The organism is Streptomyces ambofaciens ATCC 23877 (assembly GCF_001267885.1).
Lineage (GTDB): Bacteria > Actinomycetota > Actinomycetes > Streptomycetales > Streptomycetaceae > Streptomyces > Streptomyces ambofaciens.
Genome location: NZ_CP012382.1, coordinates 6,395,313 through 6,417,468, shown reverse-complemented (window position 1 = coordinate 6,417,468; position 22,156 = coordinate 6,395,313). Strand labels below are relative to the sequence as shown.

The following is a 22,156-nucleotide window of genomic DNA, read 5'->3' as shown; positions in this document are numbered from 1 at the left end:
CTGTTGTTTCCGTCACCCCTTCGTCCCCCGGCGGTTCAGGGGACCGTTGCCTAATATTGGCCAGGACACGACATACGCGCGGGACGCGTCATACGGAGGGGAGCGGTGACCGTGCGACGGGACTTCGCGGAGTCTGCCGGATGCCGCTCCGACCTGGTCATCGGGCGGGAGGAGTCGTTCGGCGCGGCGCGCGAGCAACTCACCCGCGGCGGCAGTGTGCTGCTGCACGGCCCCGCCGGAATCGGAAAGTCGACCGTCCTGCGCAGTCTGGCCGCCGAATACGCGCGCACGGCCCACACCGTGTTGCGCTGCTCGGCCACCGAGTCCGAATCCCACCTCCCCTTCCTCGCCCTCGCCGACCTGTTCGGTCTGGTGCTGGACGAGGTGTCGGACGCCCTGCCCGCCGCGCAGCGCACCGCGCTGGAGTCGGCGCTCACGGGCCGCGGCGAGTCCACCCTCCAGCGCGACGGTCTGGCGCTGCGGCTGGCGGTGCTCTCCACGCTGCGCGCGCTCGCCGCGAAGGGTCCCGTGCTGGTCGTCGCCGACGACCTGCAGTGGCTCGACCCGGCCAGCGCCGAGCTCCTCGGTTTCGCCGCCCGCCGCCTGGGCGACACCCCGGTACGGATGCTGTGCGCGGTGCGGACCGAGGGGCCGGAGACGGAGGGCGCCGAGTACGACCGCCATCTGCGCGCGTCCCCGCCGGACACCCGCGCGGTGCGCCTCGGACCGCTGACCCGTGCCCAGGTCTCGGCCCTGCTCGACGACCGCGGCTACTGCGGCCTGCCCCGTTCCACGGTCCGCGACATCCACCGCACCAGCGGCGGCAATCCGCTCTTCGCGCTGGAGCTGGGCCGGGCGCTCGCCGAGAGCCCCACCGCGCCGCGGCCGGGCGAGCCGCTGCCGGTGCCGACCTCGCTGCGCGCCCTGGTCCTCTCCCGCCTGGAGATGCTGTCGGACGAGGCCCGGCGCACCCTCCTGGTGGCCAGCGCCGGCGCCCGCCCGACCCCGGCCCTGCTGCACGCGGCCGGCCGGAGCAACGCCGAGGCGGAGACCGCCCAGGCGGCGCGGCTGGGTCTGCTGGCGACCGACCCGGAGGGACCCACCGTACGGTTCGCGCATCCGCTGATCTCGGCCGCGCTGTACGCCGAGGCCCCGGCGCCGGAGCGGCGGGCCGCGCACGCCGCGCTGTCCACGGCGGCCTCCGACCCGATCGAGCGGGCCCGGCACCTGGCGCTCGCCACCACCGGCACCGATCCGCGGGTGGCGGCCCGGCTGGCCGAGGCGGCCGCGCTGGCCCGGGACCGCGGGGCCCCGTCGGTCGCCGCGTCGCTGGGGCTGCTCGCCGCCCGGCACACCCCGGCGGACAGCGCACCGGGGCCGGACGAGCGCCGGCTCCAGGCCGCCGAGGACGCGATCACCGCGGGTGAGCAGGACCTCGCCCGGGACATCGCCCGTGAGGTACTGACCCGGGCCACCGCGCCCGGGGAGCGGGTACGCGCCTGGATGGTGGTGATCGAGGCGGCCGGGCAGGCCATCGGCGAGGTCGACGCCGTCTTCCCGCAGGTCCTGGCCGACGCGGGGGACGATCCCCGGCTGCTCGCCCTGGTCCACTACCAACTCGCCTGGCGCGGCCTGGTGGTGCAGGGGGACTTCGCCCAGGGCCGGGAGGAGGCCGCGCACGCCGCCCGGCTGGCGGCACGGGCCGGGGACCGGCGCACCGAGCTGCTGGCGCTGGCCTTCCAGGCGCAGGCCGAGACGCTGATGGGGCATCCCGACGCCCCGGCGACCATCCGGCGGGCGCTCGACGAGCCGCAGGACGCGCGGGTGGCGTGTCACCACAACGGGGCCGGTTCCTCCCGGTTCCGCTGGCTGGTGATGAGCGACCGGCTGGCCGAGGCGCGGACCGCCGCGACCGCGCTGCTGCGCGAGGCGCGCCGGCGCGGCATGGCCGAGAGCGAGGTCCACTACCTGCGGTTCCTCGCCGAGACCGAGCTGCACTCCGGCCACTGCGGCAGGGCCCTGGAGCTGTCCCGGGAGAGTCTGACGCTGGCCCGGGACGCGGGCATCGGCGAAGGCGCGGGTGCGATGCAGGCCGCGCTCGCCGAGGCCGCCGGAGGGGACGTGGAACGGGCGCTGGCCCTGGCGCGGGAGGCGGTGCGGCGGGCCGAGGAGGACGGCGACGCCGTGTACCTGTCGCGGGCGCTGGCCGCCCTCGGTCACGCGAGCCTGGTGGCGGGCGACGCGGAGGCGGCCGTGCACGCGCTGAGCCGGGTACGGGAGCTGGAGGCCGGCGCCGGCATCACCGACCCGGCGCGCGGCCGGTGGCAGGGCGACCTCGCCGAGGCGCTGGTGCGTACCGGGGCGACGGCCGAGGCGCAGGAGGTCGTCGACGTCACGCGCGTGCACGCGCTGCGGCTCGGGCGCGGCGGCGTGCTCGCCGTGCTGGACCGGGCCGAGGCGCTGGTGCGGGCGGCACGGGGCGAACACCGGGCCGCCGTCACCGGGTTGACGTCGGCGCGGGAGCGGCTGGCCGAGCTGGGCTACGGCCTGGAGGAGGCGCGGGCGGCCTTCGCGCTGGCGGAGCTGCGGGCGGGCCGGCCGGGGCGGGCGCCGGGCCCGGCGGCGTACGACGACGCGGCGCGCCTCTTCCGGCGCTGCCGGGCGCTGCCCTGGCTGCGGCGGTTGGAGGCGTCCGCGGCACGGGCCGCGCTCCCGGTGCCCGCCGCGGCCCTCGTGGTGCCCGACGGTCTGGCGGGGCTCGCCGCGATGGAGCGCCAGGTGGCCGCGCTCGTCATGGAGGGCGCGACCAACCGGGAGATCGCCGGCCGCCTGTTCGTCAGCGTCAAGACGGTCGAGGCGACCCTGACCCGCGTCTACCGCAAGCTCGGGATCCGGTCCCGGGTGGACATCGTCCGACTGGCGGCGGGCCGGCGGAGCGAGTGACGCGCGACGGGTGACGCGCAGCGAGTGACGCGGACCACCGGCTCGGCGGGCCCGGCTCGGCGGGGCCGGCTCGGTGAGGCCGGCCCGGTGGGGCCGGCTCGGTCGGCCCGGCTCGGCAGGCCCGGCTCGGTGCGCCCGGCTCGGTGCGCCCGGCTCGGTGCGCCCGGCTCGGTCGGCCCGGCTCGGTGCGCCCGGCTCGGTCGGCCCGGCTCGGTCGGCCCGGCTCGGTGGGCGCGGCTCGGTCGGCCCGGCTCGGTGGGCGCGGCTCGGTCGGCCCGGCTCGGTCGGCCCGGCTCGGTGGGGCCGGCTCGGTCGGCCCGGCTCGGTGGGGCCGGTCGGGTCACCGAGGGGCGGCCGAGGGTTTTCCCTGCCCGACTCCCCTAGGGGCTTCCCTCATTGGGGGGTCCGCGCCGCCGGTCCTAGCGTGAGCACGTGCCGCTCGCCCGGGCATACGGGGGTCTGTCCCGAGACCCCCGTGTCCACCCCCCACCCCGTGCGACCCCCCACCGGCAACCCCTTGAGGAGACTCATGTTCGGGCTCACCCGCGCCAGATCGACCGCCGCCGCCCTGGCCACCGCCGGCGCCGCGGTCACCGCGATGCTGGCCGCGCCCTCCGCCGTCGCCGCGCCGCAGCCCATCGTCGGAGGTTCGACGACCACGACGAGCGCGTACCCCTTCGTCATGCAGATCACGGACGCCTCGCAGAACCAGTTCTGCGGAGGCACCCTGGTCTCCCCCACCAAGGTCGTCACCGCCGCCCACTGCATGGTCGGCGAGAGCACCCGCAGCGTGCGCGTCGTCGGCGGACGCACCTACCTGAACGGCACCAACGGCACGGTCGCCCAGGTCAGCCGGATCTGGATCCACCCGGACTACACCGACGCCACCAACGGTGACGACGTAGCGGTCCTGACCCTGTCGAGGTCGATGCCGTACACGCCGGCGAAGTACGTGTCCGCCTCGGACACCTCCGTCTACGCGGCCGGCACCACCGCCCGTGTCCTCGGCTGGGGCACCACCCGGGAGAACGGCTCCTCCTCCAACCAGCTGCGGACCGCGACCGTACCGGTCGTGTCGGACACGAGCTGCCGCGGCTCCTACGGCTCCGACTTCGTCGCGAGCGACATGGTGTGCGCCGGACTCCCCTCCGGCGGCGTGGACACCTGCCAGGGCGACAGCGGCGGACCCCTGGTCATCGGGGGCGTCCTGGCAGGGATCACCTCCTGGGGCGAGGGCTGTGCCCGGGCGGGTTATCCGGGTGTCTACTCCCGGCTGACCACGTTCTCGGGCCTGGTGACCGCGCAGGTCACCTCCTAGCCCCGCACCGAAACCACCTGAGCACCCCTCAGGTGACAGACCGGGGGGCGTTGCGGGCCTCCACGAGCGGCCCGCAACGCCCCCTCTCCATCTCCGCGTGTCAGTCGCCGCGCACGGTCCCCTGCCGGACGTCGTACGCCGTCCCCGGGTGCAGGGCCGCCAGCATCCGCTGCCCCTCGGCCACGACCTCGTCCCACCGGACCTTCGTGAGGCGGTCGAAGGGCTCGACGACGAGGACGTCGTCGGCCGTCCTCCACAGCCCGGCCACGAAGCCGTCGACGAGGAGGACTCGGTGCGCCACGTTCTTCGACCAGGTGCGGCCCTTGTGGGCGGGCGGGACGAGGCGGGTGCGGTCGGCGTGGGAGAGGAGCAGGTTGTCGAACTCGGGCAGGAAGCGCGGCGGGGCGGGCGTGTCCGGGTCGGGGCGGGGCGCGTCGGGGAGGTCGAACAGCTCGGTGCCGTCCGGGCTCCGGAAGGTGACCAGCCGGGGCCGGAGTCGCTCGAAGGCGTCCCGGAGCCTGGTCAGGCCCGCCCAGGTCTGCATGTCCCGCACGGAGGCCGGACCGAAGGCGGCGAGGTAGCGGAGGACGGTCTCGTCCGGAGCGGGAGCCGGCCGGGCGGGGCGGCCGAGCCAGTGCTCGGCGGTGGTGAGCGTGACCTGTCCGCTCCTTCCCCACAGGCCGCGCGGTGTCACCTGGACGAGCGGGAGCCGGCAGCGGGCGGCGACGGCCAGGGCCTGCGGGTCGGCGTCCGGCCACCGGGCGAGGAGCGCCTCGCGCAACTGGCCCATGGTGCGCGGCTCGGCCTCGACCAGCTCTCGGGCGAGGACGGCGAGGCGGTCCAGGTCGACACCCACGAGGCCCTTGCGGAAGTTCCCCAGCTCCCGGTCCCGGGCGGCCTGCACCAGCGGGCGCAGGGTGAGGCAGTCGTCGGCGGTGTGGGTGTGGAGGGTCGAGCGGAGGGTGACCAGGCGGGCGACCCGGCGGTCGGCCATCGCCCCGGACAGGTCCTCGGGCGTGAAGCCGTCGAGGCGGGCGGCGAGCGCGTAGTACGGGGGTTTCACGTTCTGGGCCTGGAGCCCGACGAGGTGCGCGACGGCGGCCTCGGCCGGCATCGACGCGCGGCGCAGCAGCAACTGCCTCTCCAGAGTGGCGCGGTTGAGGGCCCGGGTGCCGAGGACGGGGGCGGTCGCGGATGCCTTGGTCGTCATGCGTGCACGGTAGCGGCGGACGCGGACAGGTTCCGTCCGCGAGCCCCGGGGGTGCCGTCCTCGGCGCCCGCGGCGACCACGCGGCTGTCGGGGGCGAAGGCCACGGACAGGACGGCGGCCTCGTGGCCGGTGAGGTGGCGCGGCAGCGGACGCGGGGCTCCCGGCCGGCGGACGTCCCGGAGCCGGACCAGGGCGGGTCTACGCGCCGCGCACCGGGAGGCCGGTGGCCGACCGCACGGTGCAGATCGGCGGGGCGAGCTGCCCGGGCGTCCTCGGGTACTTCGGCAGTGTCCCCTCGCGGCAGGCCGTCACCCCGTCGGGAGCCGACGTGCGCAGGGCCTTCGAGCCGGTGGTGAGGCGCTGAACGGTCCCCCGGTGGTTGCCGTGCCCGTGGTTGCCGTGCCCGTGGTTGCCGTGCCCGTGGTTGCCGTGCCCCGGGAGGGGCACCCGGGGGCACTGTGCACGGACGAGACAGGATCCTGGTGACCGGCTGGTTCAGCTTCCTGCACGGGGAGGCGACCGCCGGGGACGTGCTGGCGCTGCGGCGGGTGGAGGCGGTGTTGCGGGACGCGGGGCTCGCGTACGACGTCGTGTGGAGCCCCGGATTCCGGCCCGGCGACATGCACTTCGCGGACGTCGACCCGGCCGCGTACACCCGCCTGGTCTTCGTGTGCGGGCCGGTGCACGGACGGCAGATCGAGGAACTGCACCGGCGGTTCGCGCACTGTGTGCGGATCGCGGTCGGCGTCTCCGTCGTCGACCCCGGGTCCCCGGCCGTCACCGGCTTCCACCAGGTGCTCGCCCGGGACGCCGCCGGCACCGTGCCGACCCTGGACCTCGCGGCCCGCGCGCCCGCACCGCCCGCCCGGCCGGTCGCCGGGGTGGTCCTCACCCACGGGCAGCACGAGTACGGGGGTCGGCGGCGGCACGCCGAGGCCGCCGCGGAACTGACGCGCTGGCTGGCCGGCAAGGACTGCGCGCGGCTGGAACTGGAGACCCGGCTCGACGCCCACGACTGGCGGCTGTGCGGCACACCCGCCCAGCTGGAGGCCGTACTGGCCCGGCTGGACCTGGTCGTGACCGACCGGCTGCACGGGCTGGTCCTGGCGCTGCGGGCGGGGACCCCCGCACTGGCGGTGGACCCGGTCGCGGGCGGCGCGAAGGTGACGGCACAGGCCCGCGCCTGCGGCTGGCCGGCACTGCTGCCCGCCGAAGGGCTGACGGTGGGCGCCCTGGAGCACTGGTGGGACTGGTGCCTGACCCGCGGACGGGAGGAGGCCGCGCGGATCGGCGCCGGCTTCCGGTCGGCGGAGGCCGCGGAGGACACCGCGGACGGGCTGGTGGCGGCGCTGGGAGCGGGGCCGGTCGGTTAGTGGCACGCGGCCGGCCCGTTCCGTGCCGGCCCGTCCGGGGGCCGGTCAGCCCGTGTAGGTGCGGGCCGTCGAGGTGCGCTGGGTGGGTTCCAGGGAGCGCAGGCGGGCCTCGACCTCGGGGGGTAGCACCCGGCGTTCGCGCAGCACCCACGGCAGGGCGGCCGTCGCCTCGGCGAAGGCGCGCAGGGACGCGGTGTCGCGGGGGACGGTGCGGGCCAGGTGGAGGGTGCGGCGCAGGGCGGGACCGGCCGGGCGGCGCAGCCAGGTGAACCACAGGGTGTTGCGGATGCCGTGCGCGCGCCGCAGGGTCGAGTCCCGGGCCGTCGAGGGGTGGTGGTGGATCGTCAGGTGGTCGGCGTACGTCAGCCACCAGCCGTTCGCCGCCAGGTCAGCGGCGAGCAGTTCCTCCTCGCCGCCCAGCCACAGCCGGGGGTGGAAGCCGCCCGCGGCCCGGAAGGCGTCGGTGCGCAGCACGGTCGCGGCGGCCAGGAAGGAGCCGAGGGCCGGTCCCGGGAGCCAGTCCGGGCGGGGAACGGGCGAGTCGCGCAGTTCCCTGACGATGGGGTCCTCGGTGCCGTCCGGCTCGACGACGATGCGGGCGGTGACCGCGCCGACCGCCGGGTACCGGTCGAGCAGGTCGGCGGCCCCGGACAGGGAGCCGGGCGCCCACCAGGAGTCGTCGTCGCAGAAGGCGACGTAGGGCGTGCGGACCCGTCGGACCGCCAGGTTGCGGCCGACGGCGCCCAGGTTGCGGCCGGGGCGCAGGAGGCCGACGTGCGGGTGGTGGTGGGCGACGGCGGAGGCGGTGCCGTCCGTGGAGGCGTTGTCGGTGACGATCACCCTCGGTGCTTCGGGGAGTTCGGCGAGGTGGCCCAGCGTGCGCAGGAGTTCGCGGCGCCGGTTGTGGGTGATGACGACGACGGTGGTCCGGACGTCGGTCATGAGGTCGCTCCGTCGGTGCCGCCGGCGCCCCCGCGCTCGTCGAGGAGACGGGCGGCGCGCTCCACGTGCGGGGGCAGGGGTCTGCGGGCGCGCAGGGCGGCGGGCAGGCGGGTGAGGGTCTCCCGCAGCGCGCGCCGGGCGTGCGGGTCGTGGCGGGCCTCGGCCACGAGGGCGCGGGTGCGGGCGAGGGCGTGCGGGAGGGGGCGGCGCAGCCAGGCGGTGAGGAGGGCGTTGCGGCTTACGACGGCCGGACGGTCGGTGCGTGGCGCGGGGTCCGGGTGGTGGTGGGCGGTCACCTCGGGGCAGTGCGTGACGCCCCAGCCGCGGGAGGCCAGGTCGTAGGCGAGGAGGGTCTCCTCGGCGCCGAAGAAGAGCAGGGGGTGGTAGCCGCCCGCGTCGAGGTAGGCGGTGCGTCGGACGACGGCGGCGCAGGCGAGGAAGCCGAGCACCTGCGTGCCGGGCAGGTCGGTGGCGGTGCCGAGGGGGGACGCGGCGAGCAGGTCGTTGAGGGGGTCCGCGTCCTCGGTGGGGCCCACGAGGACGCGGGCGGCGACCAGGCCCAGCCGCGGGTGCTCGTCGAACAGTGCGGCCGCGGTGCCGAGCGCGCCGGGCGCCCACCAGGAGTCGTCGTCGCTGAACGCCACGTACGGGGTGTCGAGGGCGCGGACGCCGTGGGTGCGGGCGAGGGCGCCGCGGTTGAAGGGCAGGGAGACCACGCGCACCCGGGGGAAGTCGCGGGCCAGCATGGCGCGGGTGTCGTCGGTGGAGGCGTTGTCGACGACGAGGACCTCGGGCCGTTCGGGCAGGGCGAGCAGGTGGCGCACGGTGACGGCGAGGCTCGCGCAGCGGTTGCGGGTGGCGACGACGATGCCGACGTCGGCGTGTGCGGCGGGGTCGGGGCGGGGCCGTGCGCGGGTGGCCGACAGACCGTGCGGTGCGGCCGGTTCCGGGGCGTGGTGCGGCGTGCCGTGGTTCATGGTGCCTCTTCCAGGACGCCCGGGGCGTCGAGTGCGGCCAGGACGTCCCCGGTGCCGATGCGCAGCAGCGCGGGGTCGGTCGCCTGGCCGTGCGGGTCGCCGTCCGGGCCGGGGTGCCACAGGGCGCGGTGACGGGGGTGGTCGGGCGGGCCCCAACGGCTGGGCGGGACGGGGCCGAAGAGGGTGACGGAGGGGGTGGCGTGGGCGACCGCGAGGTGGGCGATGCCGGTGTCGCCGCTGACGACGACGCCGGCCTCGGCCACCAGGGCGGAGAGCCGGTCGAGGGGCAGGCCGCCGCCGAACACGTCCGTGTCGGGCAGGCGGGCGAGCTTGGCCAGCCGGGCCACCAGGTCGCCCTCGTCCGCTCCCCCGGTGACGACGACCCGGTGCCCCCGTGCGCGGAGCGCCCCCGCGACGGCCGCGAACCGCTCCACGGGCCAGCAGCGGGAGGGGGCGCCGGCACCGGGGTGCAGGACCGCGGCGCCGGGGGCGGGGGACGGCGTGCCGGGGCGGGGCAGTCGCAGGTCGGCCGAGTCGGCGTCGATGCCGTAGGCGCGCAGCAGACGGCACCAGCGGTCGCGCTCGTGCTCCTCGGCGTACCAGGGCGGGCCGTCCACCTCGGGGGTCTCCGGGTGCGCGAACGCCAGCAGCTTCAGCGGGCGCAGGCGCGCCAGCAGACGGTGGCTGGGCGGTCCGTTGCCGTGCAGGTCGACGGCGACGTCCGGGGGCGGCCCGGTCCAGTCGAGGGTGCGCGGGACGGCGCGGCCGGGTGCGGACGCCGGCAGCAGCCGGTCCACGGCTCCCGTCGCCGCGACGACCGGCGCCAGCTCGGCGGGGGTGGCCAGCACCAGCTCGTGCCCCGGGTGGGCCCGGCGTAGCGCGCGCAGCGCGGGCACCCCGGCGAGCAGGTCCCCGAGCCCGAGGGCACGCAGGACGAGCAGCCGAGGGCGCGCGCCGCCGCCCGCCGGGTCCTGTCCCGGCCGACGGTCCTGTCCCGGCCGACGGTCCTGTCCCGGCCGACGGTCCTGTCCCGGCCGACGGTCCCGCACCGGCCCCGGGCCCGCGTCCGCCGGTCCGGAGCTTCGCCCGGTGGCCGTGTTCACCGGTCGGGGTCCTCGCCCGGTGTCCGCGTTCATCGGCCCGGAGCCTCCCCCCGTGGCCGCGTTCACCAAACCGGAGCCTCCCCCCGTGGCCGCGCTCACCGGCCCGAGGCCTCCCCCGGTGGCCGCAGTCACCAAACCGGAGCCTCCCCCCGTGGCCGCGTTCACCGGTCGGGGTCCTCGCCCGGTGGCCGCGCTCACCGGCCCGGGGCCTCCCCCCGTGGTCGGCGTGTGGCGAGTCATCGGACTCCCTCGGCCGCCCGGGCCAGCAGGGCCGTGGAGGAGCGGCCGTCCAGGTAGGGCAGGAGGACCGCCTGGCCGCCCCACTCCTGGAGGAGCGCCGCCTCGGGGAGATCCGCGCCCGCGTAGTCGCCGCCCTTGACCCAGACGTCGGGGCGCAGGTCGCCCAGGAGGCGTTCGGGGGTGTCCTCGTCGAAGACGGCGACGGCGTCGACGCAGGCCAGGGCGCGCAGGACGCGGACGCGGTCGGCGAGGGGGTTGACGGGCCGGCCGTCGCCCTTGCGGCGTCGGACGGAGGCGTCGGAGTTGACGCAGACGACGAGGCAGTCGCCGAGCCGTCGGGCGGCCTGGAGGAGACCGACGTGGCCGGCGTGCAGCAGGTCGAAGCAACCGCCCGCGGCGACCACCGTGCCGTGCTGGGCGCGGACGCGGGCGGTCAGGGCCCGCGGGTCGTCGGAGTCCGGGTCCGAGCGGGGCACCGGGCCGGCGCCGGCGGGAGGCAGCGCGCCCGCGCCGCCCGCGGCGACGAACGCCGACGCGGCGGTCACCGCGCCCTCGACGGCCTCCCCCACCAGTGCCCCGTCGGCGAGCAGCCCGGCGGCGGTGGCCGCGAACCGGTCCCCCGCACCGCACGCGTCACCGTGGTGGGCGGCGGGGGCGGGGACCAGGAGCGGGTGTTCGCCGTACGACAGGAGGGCGCCGCGCGCGCCCAGCGTCACCGTCACCGCCGCCGCGCGCCAGTCGCGCACCAGCGCGGCGGCGTCGAGCGCGGCGGCGCGCAGGCCTCCGCCCGGCCGGCCGTCCCGGGACGCGAAGCCGTGCGCCTCCTTCTCGGCCGGTGTCACCAGCCGGGTGCCGGGGGCCGGCGGGCCCCCGCGCGGGTGCGGGTCCCACACCAGGGGCGGCCGCGCGGCCAGTACGTCGCGCAGGGCGTCCGCGGCGCCGCGGCCGTAGTCGGAGACGAGGACCGCGCGGGCGGCGCGCAGCGCGGCGCGGGCCTCCTCGGTGGCCTCGCGGACCCGGCCGCCGCCGCGGTCGAGGCGGACGACGGGGCGGTCCTGCGCCAGGACGCGGGTCTTCTCGGGCAGCGTGCCGGTGAGCGGGAGGGGGACCAGCGTCAGCCAGGGGTCCAGGAGTTCACGCAGGGCCAGGCAGGCCGGGTCGTCGCCCACGCCGGCGATCAGCGTGACCTCGCGGCCGTCGCGGGCGGCGAGGTACGCGGCGAGGGCCGCTCCTCCGGGCCGTACGCGTTCCGCGCACTCGGAGACCACCGGGACCGGCGCGTCGGGGGCGAGCCGGTCGGCGGAGCCGGTGAGGTCGCGGTCGAGGAGGGCGTCGCCGACGACGACCAGGGGGGTCCGGTCAGCCATGCGTCCCGTCACCTCCGCCTTCCGGTGCCGCGCACGCCCCGCTCCAGGGCGGCGTCGAAGGCCGCGCAGATCATGTGCACGGCGACCAGGTGGATCTCCTGGACGGTGGCCGTCGAGGGGGCGGCCACGCACAGGGACTCGTCGCTGCCCGCCATGAGCGGATTGGGTTCGCAGCCGGTCAGCGCCCACACCCGCATTCCGGCGGCGCGCCCGGCGTCCGCGGCGGAGAGCAGGTTGGCGCTGGCGCCGCTGGTGGACAGCAGCATCAGGACGTCGCCCTCGCGGCCGTGGGCGCGGACCTGGCGGGCGAACACCTCGTCGACGCCGTAGTCGTTGGCGATGGCGGTGGTGCTGGACGTGTCGGCGTGCAGGGCGATCGCGGAGAACGGCGGCCGGTCGTCGCGGTAGCGGCCGACGATCTCGGCGGTCAGGTGCTGGGCCTGGGCGGCGCTGCCGCCGTTGCCCGCCGCCAGCAGCCGGCCGCCGCCGGCCAGCACGGCGGCGAGCCGCCGGCCCCAGCGTTCGGTGATGTGCGCGGAGGCGCGGAACGCCCCCAGCGCCTCCTGGAGTTCGTCGCAGTGCCCGACGACGGGCGGGTGGACGGTCATCACGCCACCTCCTTCGACAGCGCGTGGTCGGCGAGGGTCAGGCGGTACACCTGTTCCGCGCCGTCGGCGACGCGCGCCCAGGTGTAGTGCCTGAGGACGCGTTCCCGGCCGTTCCTGCCGTACTGGCGGCGCAGCCGTTCGTCGGCGAGCAGTTCGCGGGCGGCGTCCGCGACGGCCTCGGGGTCCTGCGGGGTGACGAGGCGGCCCGTGATCCCGTCGGCCACGGAGTCGCGGTGGCCGCCGACGTCGGTGGCGAGGACCGGCACGCCGCACGCCATCGCCTCCAGCGGCACGATGCCGAACGGCTCGTAGACGGGGGTGCACAGCACCAGGTCGGCGCTGCGGAGCAGGGCGGGCATGTCCTCCGGGTCGACGGCGCCGAGCAGCCGGACCCGGTCGGCGACGCCGACGCGGTGGGCGAGCGCGGTCAGGCGCCGGGCCTCGGGGTCGGCGTCGACGGCGCCGGCGGGCGGGCCGCCCGCGATGAGCAGTTCGGTGTCGGGTACGTGGGCCAGGGCGCGTACGGCCTGGTCGTAGCCCTTGCGGGGGACGAGCCGGCCGCAGGCGAGCAGCCGGTGGCGCCGGCGTCTCTCGGGGGTGCGGCCGGTGTCGGCGGCGGGGTGGAAGTGCTCGACGTCCACCCCGCAGGGCACCACGGAGATCTGCCGGGGCGGTACGCCCATGTCGCCGAGTTCGACGACCTCGTCGGTGCAGGTGGCCAGGACCCGTTCGCAGGCGCGGCCGAGCTGCCGCTCGATGCCGATGCGCTCGTACGGGCTGGTGTCCCGCAGGCCCTGGTGGCGCCGCTTGACGGTGCCGAGGGCGTGGAAGGTCTGCACGAGCGGGATGCCGTGCGGGCCGGTGCCGATCTGCGCGGCCATGCCGGACATCCAGAAGTGGGCGTGCACCACGTCGGGCCGCTCCCTCGCCCAGGCGCGGGCCAGGTGGGTGCCGAAGGCGGGCATGTGCGGGAAGAGTTCGTCCTTGGGGACGGCCGCGGGTGGTCCGGCCGGCACGTGCTCGACGACCGCGCCGCCGGGCAGCGGCACCCGGTCGGGCAGGTCGAGGGCGTCCCGGCGGGTGTAGACCGTGACGTCGTGGCCGCGCTTGGCCAACTCCTCGGTGAGACGGGCCACGTAGACGTTCTGTCCACCGGCGTCGACGCCGCCGAGCGCGGCGAGGGGGCTCGCGTGCTCGGACACCATGGCGATCCTCATCGGGTCACCTCCTTCAGCAGCCGCTCCCAGTCGTCCAGGAAGCGGGACAGCCCGTAGCGGGCGAGGGCCGCCGCACGGGCCCCCTCGCCGACTGTCCGCGCGTGCGGCGGGTCGGCGAGGAAGTCGCGTACGGCGTCGGTCAGTACGTCGATGCGGTTGGAGACCACCCCGGCGCCGGGCGGGACGGCCTCGGTCACCTCGGTGGTGGCCAGGGCGACCACGGGCATGCCCAGGTGCATGGCCTCCAGCAGGGACAGGCCGAGGGAGGTCCAGCGGACGGGGTGGACGTAGACGCGGCGGCTGGCCAGCTCGGTGTGCAGGTCGCCCTGGGGGACGTCCTGGGTGCGGCAGCGGTCGGGGGCGACGCCGATGTGCTCGGCGAGTCCCTCGGTGCGCATGCCGAACACGTCGAGCGGGGCGGACCGGGCGAACGCCGGGAGCAGGTCCGTGCCGGTCGTGCGCCCGCGCCGGATCGGCTCGTTGACGACGACGGCGGCCCGTTCCAGCTCACCGGTCCAGCGGTGGCCGGGGTCGACGATGCCGTGCTCGACGACGGCCGTCTCGGTGGGTCCCGCGTCCCACATCAGCCGGTTGAAGTGGGTGACGTGGACGAGGGTGACGCCGGGGAGGTCCGCGGCGGGGTGGCGGGTGTCGGGCACGTCGCCGTCGGGGGCGTTGTGCTCCAGGTAGACCAGCGGGGGGCGTCGTCCCAGCCACCGGTCGACCAGGGCGAGTTCGTGCGGACGCTGGAGGATCACGAGGTCGACGTGCTCGTCCCGCAGCCGCTCCGGCGGCACTTCGACGACGGAGTCGGGCCAGTCCCAGGTGCGGGCGCGGCCGAGGCCGTCGGGTCCGCGGTCCGGGGTGACGGGGACGAGGTAGGTGTGCGGGCCCTGCACGAAGGCCGTGGTCCACGACCCGTGCACGTGCCAGATGAGGATCCTCATGCCTCCCCCAGGAGTTTCTCGACGGCGGCGGCCACATCGGTCGCCGTGACGGTGTTCAGGCAGGGGTGGCCGGGGACGGGGCAGTCCCTGGCCCTGCTGTCGGCGCAGGGCGCGTCCTGGTCGCCGAGCAGGACGTACGGGACGCCGTACGGCCGCCAGCGCTCCGCCGGTACGACGGGTGCGAACAGGGACACGACCGGGGTGCCGACGGCGGCGGCGAGGTGGGCGGGGGCCGTGTTGCCGGTGACGACGACGCTCGCGCCCGCGAGGACGCCGGACAGCTCCGGGGCCTCCGTGCGGCCGCCGAGGTCGGTGCCGTGCTCACCCGCGACGTGAGCGGTGAGGTCGCGCTCGTCCGGGCCGCCGGTGACCAGCACGCGGTGCCCGGCGGCGGCCAGTTCGCGTACGGCCTCGGCGCCGCGGTCCGGGCTCCAGGCGCGGGCGGGGACGCTGGCGCCCGGGTGGAGGACGACGTACGGGCCGGGGCCGGTGAGCTCCTCGGTGCGGGGCGGCGCGTGCACCCGCAGCCGTCCGTCGTCGGGCCGGGGGAACCCGGCGGCCTCGGCGAGGTCGAGCGCGGCCTCCACCTCGTGGGCGTGGGGGGCGCGCCGGTGGCGCAGGTCCAGCAGGGAGCCGGGGTAGTCCACGCTGTCCGCGGCGATGTGCCGGACGCCGGCGAGGCGCAGCACCAGGGCGGTGGGCAGGGGGGACTGGTGGAAGGAGGTGAGGACCAGCGCGGTGTCGGCGTCGATCCGGTCCACCAGGGCGTCGATGTCCTCGCGGCTGACGTCGGGCGGCTGGAAACCGCCCCACGGGGCGTCCCACACCAGGACCTCGTCCACGCCGGGCAGCAGCCGGGCGGCGGGCGCGCCGCGCGAGCCGCACAGCAGCGTGACGTGGTCGGCCCGCGCGGCCACGGCCCGGACGGCGGGCCCGGCGAGCAGCACGTCGCCGAAGCTGTCGAGCCGGGTGACGAGCGCCTTCATCGCGACCTCCGACGGGTGTCGACGCCAGGACGCGCCCGAACCGCCTCGGCCCCGCCGGGGGCGGCGGTCCCGGTACGCGCCTCGGCAGCGGTCCCGGCACCGGTTCCTGTGGGGGCCTCGGCCCCGGTGCCGCCGTCCGTTCCGGCGGGGAGCCCCGCCGCGACGGGGCGTTCGTGCGCCGGGGCGCGGCCCCGGGGCGGGCCGTCGAGCACCGCACGTACGGCGGTCAGCAGGTCGGGGGCGACGTGGGGCGCGCCGGCCGTCTCCTCCGGGCGGGTCTGCGCGGTGGGGACGAGGATGCCGTGGGCGCCCGCCCGTTCGGCGGCCTCGACGTCGGCACCGATGTCGCCGATGACGACGCACTCCGCGGGGGCGGCGCAGACGCGGCCCGCCGCGTAGAGGACCAGGCCGGGCTGCGGCTTGCGGCACCGGCAGCCGTCGCCGGGGCCGTGCGGGCAGATCGCCCAGACGTCGAAGGGGCCGACGAGGTCGTCGATCCGCCGGTTGACGTGACGGACGTCGGTGTCGCTGATCAGGCCGCGGGCGACACCGGACTGGTTGGTGACGACGCCTACCCGCAGGCCGTGGGCGCGCAGCAGCGCGACCGCCTCGCGGGCACCGTCGACGGGCCGGACCCGCTCGGGGTCCCCGTTGTAGGGGACGTCGTGGACGAGGGTGCCGTCGCGGTCGAAGAGCACGGCCTTGACGGGGCTCATGCGGCCACCTCCCGCCAGGCGGGGGCGCCGCGGTGCCGCCACAGTCCGCTCAGCCGGTGCCAGGTCGCGGCGGGCGGGATGAGCGCGCTGGTGACCAGCATGGTGGTGACCTCCTGACGGGTGCGCGGGCCCGGGGCGATCCGCGCCCAGGCGAACTCGGCGGTGCCCGCGGCCCAGCCCAGGCCGGCGACCGCGGCCGTCCGGGGGCGGCCGGCGGCGGCGAGGGCGACGGCCGCGGCACCGGCCGCGGTGATCACCGCGTGGCGCCTGATCCGGCCCTTGGGCGCCACCGCCTTGGCCCACCACTCGGGGCCGTGCAGCCGCCGCATCAGGGCGTCGTCGGCGTTGCCCCGCTGCTGCTTCAGGGACACCCAGCGGGAGGCGGGGCGCACGGGATGGCGGGTGGTACGGCGGCCACGCCGGATGCGCCACCCCTCGTCGAGGACGCGCAGCGCGAGGTCGGCGTCCTCACGGAAGGCACGGGTGAAGCGTTCGTCGAAGCCGCCGACCTGTTTGAGCACGTCGGTGCGGTAGGCCATGTCGGCGGTGATCCACTGGGCCCGCGCGAGGCCGGCGGTGCCGCGCTCCCAGTCGGTGGGCGGGCGCTCGCCGGGCAGCGGAACGGCGATCACGCCCTGCACCGCGCCGGTGTCGGGCGGGGCCTCGGCGAGGTCCTGCACCAGTTGGTCGCGCCAGTGCGGGCCGACCTGGACGTCGTCGTCGAGGAAGGCGGTCCAGGGCGCGGTGACCGCGCGGATGCCGGTGTTGCGGGCGGCGGCCGGCCCCCGGCCCCCGCTGCGCAGCACCACCGTGCGTTCGCGCAGGTCGCCGAGGACGGTCAGCGGGTGCTCCAGGTCGGCCGGGTCGGCGTCGGGCCCGGGCCGGTCGTCGACGAGGACGATCTCGTCGGGGCCGGGCCCGTGCGCGGCGGCCAGCGCGGCCAGGCAGTCGGCCAGCGTGTCGCGGACGAGGGTGGGGACGACGACGGCGTAGCCGTTCAGGGGAGCGCCGGTCGCGGGCGTGCCGGTCATGCGAACGCCCTCCCCCGGCGCACCGCGAACGGGCCGATGGCCAGCAGGTCCACGGGTGCGGAGCCGAAGCACTCCAGCGCGTCGCGCGGGTCGTCGACCATGGGCCGGCCGGCGGTGTTGAGGCTGGTGTTGACGACGACGGGCAGCCCGGTGCGCCGTTCGAACGCGGTGAGCATCCGGGCGACGAGTGGCTCGCGGCGCTCCTCGACGGTCTGGATGCGGGCGGTGCCGTCGACGTGGACGACGGCCGGGATGCGGTCGCGCCACGCGGGGGCGACGTCGTGCACGAAGAGCATGTACGGGCTGGGGATCGGGCCGGTGAAGAGGTCGGCGGCGCGGTCGGCCAGCACCATGGGCGCCACCGGCCGGAACTCCTCGCGGCCCTTGACGTGGTTGAGCCGCTCCAGGTTCTCCGCGCGGCCCGGGTGGGCCATGAGGGAGCGGTGCCCGAGGGCGCGCGGCCCGAACTCGCTGCGGCCCTGGAACCAGGCGACGACGCCGTCCCGGGCGAGTTCCTCGGCGACCGTCTCGGCGATGTCGTCCGGCTCCTCGTACGGGATCGCGGCCGTCTCCAGCCAGGCGCGGATCTCCTCGTCGCTCCAGCCGCGGCCCAGGTCGGCGCCGGGCATGGGCTCGGGGACGGCCGTCTGGGCGGCCACGTGCAGGGCGCCGCCGAGGGCCGTGCCCGCGTCGCCGGCGGCGGGCTGCACCCACACGTGCCGGTACGGGCCACGGGCGGCGATCCTGGAGTTGGCGACGCAGTTGAGGGCGACGCCGCCCGCCATGGTGAGGGCCTCTCCCCGGGCCTCGCGGTGCAGCCAGTGGACGAGTTCGAGGAGCAGTTCCTCCAGTGCGGCCTGGGTGCTCGCGGCGAGGTCGGCGTGGTCCTTCGTCCAGTCCTCGCCCGGGGCCCGGGCCGGGGCGAGGGCCGCCCAGTCGACGCCGTGGGCGCGGAAGCCGCCGTCGCCGGTGGCGTGCACGTGTTCACGCAGGCGGTCGAGGTGGCGGGGGGTGCCGTAGGAGGCGAGGGCCATCACCTTGTACTCGTCGCTGCTGCGCAGGAAGCCGAGGTGCTCGGTCAGTTCCTCGTAGACCAGGCCCAGCGAGTGCGGCAGCGCCTGGGCGGCGAGGGTGTCGAGCTTGCCGTCGCGGTAGCGTCCGGCCAGGTGGGAGGCGCACTCGCCGCGCCCGTCGAGGACGAGGACGTCGTTGTCGGGGTGTGGTGAGGCCGGACCGGCGGAGGCGGCGTGCGCCACGTGGTGCGGGACGAAGACGACCTGGTCGGGGTCGAGCCCGGGCAGTGCCTCGGCGAGGAACTCGGGCGCCCGGCGGGCGTACTCCAGCCGCAGCGGGTCCCAGGGGTCGTCCAGGCCCATGTCACGGGCGGGCCGGGCCAGTTTCGGGTCGAAGGAGTAGGCGACGGCGTCGAGCTCCTCGGGCCGTACCCCGGCGTGTTCCAGGCACCACCGCGCCGACAGCTCCGGTACCTCCCACGCGGAGAAGGGCACCGGGCGCTTGCCGTGCTTGCGGCGGCTGAAGCGCTCTTCCTCGGCGGCCGCAACGGTCCGGCCGTCGACCACGAGGGCGGCGGCCGGGTCGTGGAACAGGGCGTTGATACCAAGGATGCGCATGGGGGTGCTCCGTCCCGGGCGACTGCTGGGGTTCCTCTGGCGTCGCGGGTGCCGCTCCACACCAGACTCAAACTCTTGAAGTCAGCTCAATTCCGGAAAAGAACGGACAAATCACCGAAAGTGAGCATGCCGATCCCCTCCCCGCCGCCTGTGGGGGTTACGCGGCGACGGAGTGCGCGAACCAGCCGATGGTGCGCTCCAGCCCCTCGCTCCAGCCGACCCGCGGCTGCCACCCGAGCCGCTGACGCGCCAGGGTGGTGTCCGGCCTGCGCCGGCCGGGGTCGTCGACGGGGCGGTCCACGAAGCGGATGCGGGAGCCGGAGCCGGTGAGCTCGACGACGCGGCGGGCCAGTTCCAGCATGGTGATCTCGTCCGTGCCGCCGATGTTCATCGGCCCGGTCTCGGCGGACGCGGCGAGGGCCAGGACGCCCTCGACGGTGTCGTCGACATAGCACAGGGAGCGGGTCTGGCCGCCGTCACCGGCGACGGTGAGGGGCATGCCGTCCAGGGCCTGCGCGATGAAGGTGGGGACGGCGCGGCCGTCGCCGGTGCGCATGCGGGGGCCGTAGGTGTTGAAGAGGCGGACGATGGCGGCGTCGGTGCCGTGCACCTGGCGGTGGGCGGTGACCAGGGCCTCGGCGAAGCGCTTGGACTCGTCGTAGACGCTGCGCGGGCCGATCGGGTTGACGTTGCCCCAGTACGTCTCGCGCTGCGGGTGCTCCAGCGGGTCGCCGTAGACCTCGGAGGTGGAGGCGAGCAGGAAGCGGGCGCCGTCGGCACGGGCCCGCTCCAGGGCGTTGCGGGTGCCGGTGCTGCCGACGTCGAGGGTCTCCAGGGGCAGCCGGAGGTAGTCGGCGGGCGAGGCGGGACAGGCGAAGTGCAGGACCAGGTCGAACCGGCCGGGCAGGCCGCGCAGGGCCGCCGGATCGGTGGCGTCGGCGCGGACGAAGCGGAAGCCGCGGTGCCGTTCGAGGTCGGCCACATTGCGCCGCGAGCCGGTGGCCAGATTGTCGAGGCACACGACGTCGGCGCCGGCGTCGAGCAGCCGGCCGCACAGGTGGGAGCCCACGAATCCGGCGCCGCCGGTCACCAGGGCCCGGCGCCAGACACGTCTGCTCACGGGGGTCTCGCTCACGGGACTCTCCTCGCTCTCACCGTCACTTGCGTGTCGGCTGAGTAACCCCGCGAGCCGCCCCACTACCCCGAACTGTCATTCGAGGGGGCACTATGCACCCCGTCTATACACGCTGTGTATATTCCCGGCATGCCTTCGCTGACCGAGAAGATGACGAAAACGCGGACCGGGTTGCGCGCGGTCGCGACCCTCGCGGCCGCCGCCTCACTGGCGCTGAGCGGCTGCACGCGACTGGAGACGACCTCCCCCAGCTCCGTACGGGGAGCGGCGGGCGCCCAGGCGCGGGCCGAGTTCGGCACGGTCGACTGCGCCCGCGTCAAGTGCATCGCGCTGACCTTCGACGCCGGACCGAGCGAGAACTCCGCACGGCTGCTCGACATACTCGAGGAGAAGCAGGTCCCGGCGACCTTCTTCCTGCTCGGCAGACGGCACATCGACACCTATCCCGAGCTGGTCAGACGCATGGCCGACGAGGGCCACGAGGTCGCCAGCCACACCTGGACGCACCAGATCCTCACGGACGCCGAACCGCAGGAGGTACGCGAGGAGCTGGAGCGCCCGAACAAGGAGATAGAGCGCCTGACCGGGCAGCGCCCCACCCTGATGCGCCCGCCGCAGGGGCGTACGGACGAGACGGTGCACGAGATCTGCCGCGAACTGGGGCTGGCGGAGGTGCTGTGGAGCGTGACCGCCAAGGACTACCAGACCGACGACTCCGACCTGATCACCGAACGGGTCCTCGACCAGTCGTCCCGCGACGGCATCATCCTGCTCCACGACATCTACGACGGCACCGTGCCCGCCGTGCCCGGCATCGTCGACGCGCTCAAGGCGCGGGGCTACGTCTTCGTGACGGTGCCCCAGCTGCTGGCGCCCGGGAAGGCCGAACCGGGCAAGGTCTACCGCTAGGCGCGGCCGGCTGCGAGGTGTCCTCGGGGCCGGTTCCCTACGATCGTGACGTGGCCACCTTCTCGCTCGAACGTACCGCCCCGCTCCCCCTGGACGAGGCATGGCGCCGGCTCACCGCCTGGCGGCGGCACGGCGACACCGTGCCGCTGACCCGGGTCACCGTCGCCACGCCCGGGCCCACGCGCCGGGGAACGGTGATCGTGGCCCGCACGGGCACCGGCCCGCTCGCCTTCGACGACCGGATGGAGGTGACGGTCTGGCAGCCACCGCAGGGCGACGACACCCCCGGCCTGTGCCGACTGGAGAAGCGCGGCCGGCTGGTCCGGGGCTGGGCCGAGATCGAGGTCCGCCCGGGTCCCGGCGGCCGCACCCGGGTCCTGTGGCGCGAGGAGATGAGCGTCCGCCCGCTGCCCTCCCTCTTCGACGGCGTGCTGGGCCGTTCGGGGCGGTACGTCTTCGGCCGCACGGTCAACCACCTCCTGCGCCACCCGTGAACCCCCGGTTGCGGGCGCGGTACGGCTCGCGGGCGACTTCGCGCCGGCCGCCGCGCCACCGGCGTTTCCCGCGTACCGTGCCGGCATGTCTCCCCGATCGCGCGTCCTCGTGCAACTGTCCCTCACCGGAGCCCTGTTGACGGTGGCTCTGACGGCCCCGCCCGCCTCCGCCGGCCAGGGCCACCCGGTCCCGCTGCGCGTCGCCACGTACAACATCCACGCCGGCACCGGATCCGACGGCGTCTTCGACCTGGACCGGCAGGCCGCCGCGCTGCGCGCGCTCGACGCGGACGTGATCGGCCTCCAGGAGGTGGACGTGCACTGGGGCGCGCGCAGCCAGGGACTCGACGTCGCCGGCGAGTTGGCGCGGCGGCTCGGGATGCGGGTGTCGTTCGCGCCGATCTACAGCCTGGACCCGGTGGAGGCCGGGGGTCCGCGGCGCGAGTACGGCGTGGCGGTCCTCTCCCGCTTCCCGGTCAGGGCGGCGGCCAACCACGAGATCACGCGCCTGTCCACGCAGGACGAGAACCCGGTGCCGGCCCCCGCGCCCGGGTTCGGCGAGGTGACGCTCAAGGTGCGCGGCGTGCCCGTGCAGGTGTTCGTGACGCACCTCGACTACCGGCCGGACCCCGCGGTCCGCGTGGCACAGGTGGCCGACACCCGGCGGATCATGGCGCGGGAGCGGGCGGCGCTGCCCGGGGCGCGGCAGATCCTGCTCGGCGACTTCAACGCCGAGCCCGCGGCACCCGAACTGCGCCCGCTGTGGGCGGACCTGCGGGACGCCGGGGCGGGCTCCGGCGGCACGTTCCCCGCCGCGGCGCCCGTGAAGCGGATCGACTACGTGGCCGTGGGCGAGGGCGTGCGGGTGCGCGGAGCCTCGGTCCCCGAGGAGGCCGTCGCCTCGGACCACCGGCCGGTGGTCGCGGACGTGTCGCTGCTCGGGAAGGGGCCCGGCCGGGGCTAGGCCCTTCGCCGGACGGGCTCCCGGGCCCGTCCGGCCGCTGCCGCC

Annotated in this window: 21 protein-coding genes; 6 read left to right on the top strand and 15 right to left on the bottom strand. The window is 76.4% G+C overall.

Annotated elements, in window-relative coordinates:
* Nucleotides 1-105: 105 nt before the first annotated feature.
* Both SAM23877_RS28140 and SAM23877_RS28135 read left to right on the top strand, forming a co-directional pair.
* The gene (locus tag SAM23877_RS28140) at nt 106-2,943 is read left to right on the top strand and encodes an ATP-binding protein (protein ID WP_053139157.1); all 2,838 of its coding nucleotides are present in this window, start codon (nt 106-108) and stop codon (nt 2,941-2,943) included.
* A gap of 529 nt (nt 2,944-3,472) precedes the next feature.
* Complete coding sequence (locus tag SAM23877_RS28135) at nt 3,473-4,261, top strand: S1 family peptidase (protein WP_053139154.1); 789 nt, start codon at nt 3,473-3,475, stop codon at nt 4,259-4,261.
* 100 nt (nt 4,262-4,361) lie between these two features.
* On the opposite strand, the gene SAM23877_RS28130 is transcribed toward SAM23877_RS28135, so the two are convergent.
* From SAM23877_RS28130 to SAM23877_RS28125, 3 genes are all read right to left on the bottom strand, one after another.
* On the bottom strand, nt 4,362-5,471 hold the full coding sequence (locus tag SAM23877_RS28130) for a winged helix DNA-binding domain-containing protein (RefSeq protein WP_053139152.1): 1,110 nt from the start codon (nt 5,469-5,471) through the stop codon (nt 4,362-4,364).
* Nucleotides 5,468-5,575 carry a hypothetical protein gene (locus SAM23877_RS41965; RefSeq protein ID WP_418080517.1) on the bottom strand — a complete coding sequence of 36 codons (108 nt, stop codon included), beginning with the start codon at nt 5,573-5,575 and terminating at the stop codon, nt 5,468-5,470. The genes SAM23877_RS28130 and SAM23877_RS41965 overlap by 4 nt, the downstream gene beginning before the upstream one ends.
* 94 nt (nt 5,576-5,669) lie before the next feature.
* On the bottom strand, nt 5,670-5,918 hold the full coding sequence (locus SAM23877_RS28125) for a hypothetical protein (protein ID WP_053139150.1): 249 nt from the start codon (nt 5,916-5,918) through the stop codon (nt 5,670-5,672).
* Nucleotides 5,919-5,953: 35 nt separating this feature from the next.
* Here SAM23877_RS28125 and SAM23877_RS28120 point away from each other — a divergent pair, with 35 nt between their 5' ends.
* Nucleotides 5,954-6,844 (top strand): polysaccharide pyruvyl transferase family protein, encoded by an 891-nt coding sequence (locus tag SAM23877_RS28120; RefSeq protein WP_053139148.1) that lies wholly within the window; start codon nt 5,954-5,956, stop codon nt 6,842-6,844.
* A 45-nt stretch (nt 6,845-6,889) separates the two neighbouring features.
* On the opposite strand, the gene SAM23877_RS28115 is transcribed toward SAM23877_RS28120, so the two are convergent.
* The 12 genes from SAM23877_RS28115 to SAM23877_RS28060 all read right to left on the bottom strand — a co-directional run bounded on the left by SAM23877_RS28115 (nt 6,890) and on the right by SAM23877_RS28060 (nt 19,744).
* Nucleotides 6,890-7,786, bottom strand: a complete 897-nt coding sequence (locus SAM23877_RS28115; protein ID WP_053139146.1) for a glycosyltransferase family 2 protein — start codon at nt 7,784-7,786, stop codon at nt 6,890-6,892.
* On the bottom strand, nt 7,783-8,763 hold the full coding sequence (locus SAM23877_RS28110) for a glycosyltransferase family 2 protein (RefSeq protein ID WP_053139144.1): 981 nt from the start codon (nt 8,761-8,763) through the stop codon (nt 7,783-7,785). The genes SAM23877_RS28115 and SAM23877_RS28110 overlap by 4 nt, the downstream gene beginning before the upstream one ends.
* Nucleotides 8,760-9,704 carry a glycosyltransferase family 9 protein gene (locus SAM23877_RS28105; RefSeq protein ID WP_053142948.1) on the bottom strand — a complete coding sequence of 315 codons (945 nt, stop codon included), beginning with the start codon at nt 9,702-9,704 and terminating at the stop codon, nt 8,760-8,762. Before SAM23877_RS28105 ends, SAM23877_RS28110 begins: the two co-directional genes overlap by 4 nt.
* A gap of 398 nt (nt 9,705-10,102) precedes the next feature.
* Nucleotides 10,103-11,473, bottom strand: a complete 1,371-nt coding sequence (gene rfaE2, locus SAM23877_RS28100; RefSeq protein ID WP_053139141.1) for a D-glycero-beta-D-manno-heptose 1-phosphate adenylyltransferase — start codon at nt 11,471-11,473, stop codon at nt 10,103-10,105.
* A gap of 8 nt (nt 11,474-11,481) precedes the next feature.
* Entirely contained in the window at nt 11,482-12,081 is a 600-nt protein-coding gene (locus SAM23877_RS28095) for a D-sedoheptulose-7-phosphate isomerase (protein ID WP_053139139.1), read from the bottom strand.
* Nucleotides 12,081-13,298 carry a glycosyltransferase family 4 protein gene (locus tag SAM23877_RS28090; protein WP_053139137.1) on the bottom strand — a complete coding sequence of 406 codons (1,218 nt, stop codon included), beginning with the start codon at nt 13,296-13,298 and terminating at the stop codon, nt 12,081-12,083. Before SAM23877_RS28090 ends, SAM23877_RS28095 begins: the two co-directional genes overlap by 1 nt.
* A complete protein-coding gene (locus SAM23877_RS28085) occupies nt 13,295-14,245 on the bottom strand; it encodes a glycosyltransferase (protein ID WP_053139135.1) in 951 nt (316 codons plus the stop codon). Before SAM23877_RS28085 ends, SAM23877_RS28090 begins: the two co-directional genes overlap by 4 nt.
* Nucleotides 14,242-15,231: a glycosyltransferase family 9 protein gene (locus SAM23877_RS28080; protein WP_053139133.1), complete on the bottom strand. Its 990-nt coding sequence runs from the start codon at nt 15,229-15,231 to the stop codon at nt 14,242-14,244. The genes SAM23877_RS28085 and SAM23877_RS28080 overlap by 4 nt, the downstream gene beginning before the upstream one ends.
* Complete coding sequence (locus SAM23877_RS28075; protein ID WP_053142946.1) at nt 15,228-15,947, bottom strand: D-glycero-alpha-D-manno-heptose-1,7-bisphosphate 7-phosphatase; 720 nt, start codon at nt 15,945-15,947, stop codon at nt 15,228-15,230. Before SAM23877_RS28075 ends, SAM23877_RS28080 begins: the two co-directional genes overlap by 4 nt.
* On the bottom strand, nt 15,944-16,978 hold the full coding sequence (locus SAM23877_RS28070; RefSeq protein ID WP_053139130.1) for a glycosyltransferase: 1,035 nt from the start codon (nt 16,976-16,978) through the stop codon (nt 15,944-15,946). The genes SAM23877_RS28075 and SAM23877_RS28070 overlap by 4 nt, the downstream gene beginning before the upstream one ends.
* Nucleotides 16,975-18,609 (bottom strand): carbamoyltransferase family protein, encoded by a 1,635-nt coding sequence (locus tag SAM23877_RS28065; protein ID WP_053139128.1) that lies wholly within the window; start codon nt 18,607-18,609, stop codon nt 16,975-16,977. The genes SAM23877_RS28070 and SAM23877_RS28065 overlap by 4 nt, the downstream gene beginning before the upstream one ends.
* 157 nt (nt 18,610-18,766) lie before the next feature.
* Nucleotides 18,767-19,744 carry a UDP-glucuronic acid decarboxylase family protein gene (locus SAM23877_RS28060; protein ID WP_053139126.1) on the bottom strand — a complete coding sequence of 326 codons (978 nt, stop codon included), beginning with the start codon at nt 19,742-19,744 and terminating at the stop codon, nt 18,767-18,769.
* 129 nt (nt 19,745-19,873) lie between these two features.
* On the opposite strand from SAM23877_RS28060, the gene SAM23877_RS28055 reads away from it, so the two are divergent.
* The 3 genes from SAM23877_RS28055 to SAM23877_RS28045 all read left to right on the top strand — a co-directional run bounded on the left by SAM23877_RS28055 (nt 19,874) and on the right by SAM23877_RS28045 (nt 22,111).
* On the top strand, nt 19,874-20,653 hold the full coding sequence (locus SAM23877_RS28055; protein ID WP_162492133.1) for a polysaccharide deacetylase family protein: 780 nt from the start codon (nt 19,874-19,876) through the stop codon (nt 20,651-20,653).
* Between the two features lie 50 nt (nt 20,654-20,703).
* Nucleotides 20,704-21,147: an Immediate-early protein 2 gene (locus SAM23877_RS28050; RefSeq protein WP_053139124.1), complete on the top strand. Its 444-nt coding sequence runs from the start codon at nt 20,704-20,706 to the stop codon at nt 21,145-21,147.
* Between the two features lie 85 nt (nt 21,148-21,232).
* Nucleotides 21,233-22,111, top strand: a complete 879-nt coding sequence (locus SAM23877_RS28045; RefSeq protein WP_162492132.1) for an endonuclease/exonuclease/phosphatase family protein — start codon at nt 21,233-21,235, stop codon at nt 22,109-22,111.
* Nucleotides 22,112-22,156: the final 45 nt, after the last annotated feature.

What these genes read in the sequence shown, in the direction of transcription:
- SAM23877_RS28130 (WP_053139152.1), bottom strand. Translation starts at nt 5,471, where the DNA reads ATGACGACCAAGGCATCCGCGACCGCCCCCGTCCTCGGCACCCGGGCC.
- SAM23877_RS28135 (WP_053139154.1), top strand. Translation starts at nt 3,473, where the DNA reads ATGTTCGGGCTCACCCGCGCCAGATCGACCGCCGCCGCCCTGGCCACC.
- SAM23877_RS28070 (WP_053139130.1), bottom strand. Translation starts at nt 16,978, where the DNA reads ATGACCGGCACGCCCGCGACCGGCGCTCCCCTGAACGGCTACGCCGTC.
- SAM23877_RS28065 (WP_053139128.1), bottom strand. Translation starts at nt 18,609, where the DNA reads ATGCGCATCCTTGGTATCAACGCCCTGTTCCACGACCCGGCCGCCGCC.
- SAM23877_RS28055 (WP_162492133.1), top strand. Translation starts at nt 19,874, where the DNA reads ATGCCTTCGCTGACCGAGAAGATGACGAAAACGCGGACCGGGTTGCGC.
- rfaE2 (WP_053139141.1), bottom strand. Translation starts at nt 11,473, where the DNA reads ATGGCTGACCGGACCCCCCTGGTCGTCGTCGGCGACGCCCTCCTCGAC.
- SAM23877_RS28085 (WP_053139135.1), bottom strand. Translation starts at nt 14,245, where the DNA reads ATGAGGATCCTCATCTGGCACGTGCACGGGTCGTGGACCACGGCCTTC.
- SAM23877_RS28095 (WP_053139139.1), bottom strand. Translation starts at nt 12,081, where the DNA reads ATGACCGTCCACCCGCCCGTCGTCGGGCACTGCGACGAACTCCAGGAG.
- SAM23877_RS28080 (WP_053139133.1), bottom strand. Translation starts at nt 15,231, where the DNA reads ATGAAGGCGCTCGTCACCCGGCTCGACAGCTTCGGCGACGTGCTGCTC.
- SAM23877_RS28045 (WP_162492132.1), top strand. Translation starts at nt 21,233, where the DNA reads ATGTCTCCCCGATCGCGCGTCCTCGTGCAACTGTCCCTCACCGGAGCC.
- SAM23877_RS28115 (WP_053139146.1), bottom strand. Translation starts at nt 7,786, where the DNA reads ATGACCGACGTCCGGACCACCGTCGTCGTCATCACCCACAACCGGCGC.
- SAM23877_RS28075 (WP_053142946.1), bottom strand. Translation starts at nt 15,947, where the DNA reads ATGAGCCCCGTCAAGGCCGTGCTCTTCGACCGCGACGGCACCCTCGTC.
- SAM23877_RS28110 (WP_053139144.1), bottom strand. Translation starts at nt 8,763, where the DNA reads ATGAACCACGGCACGCCGCACCACGCCCCGGAACCGGCCGCACCGCAC.
- SAM23877_RS28090 (WP_053139137.1), bottom strand. Translation starts at nt 13,298, where the DNA reads ATGAGGATCGCCATGGTGTCCGAGCACGCGAGCCCCCTCGCCGCGCTC.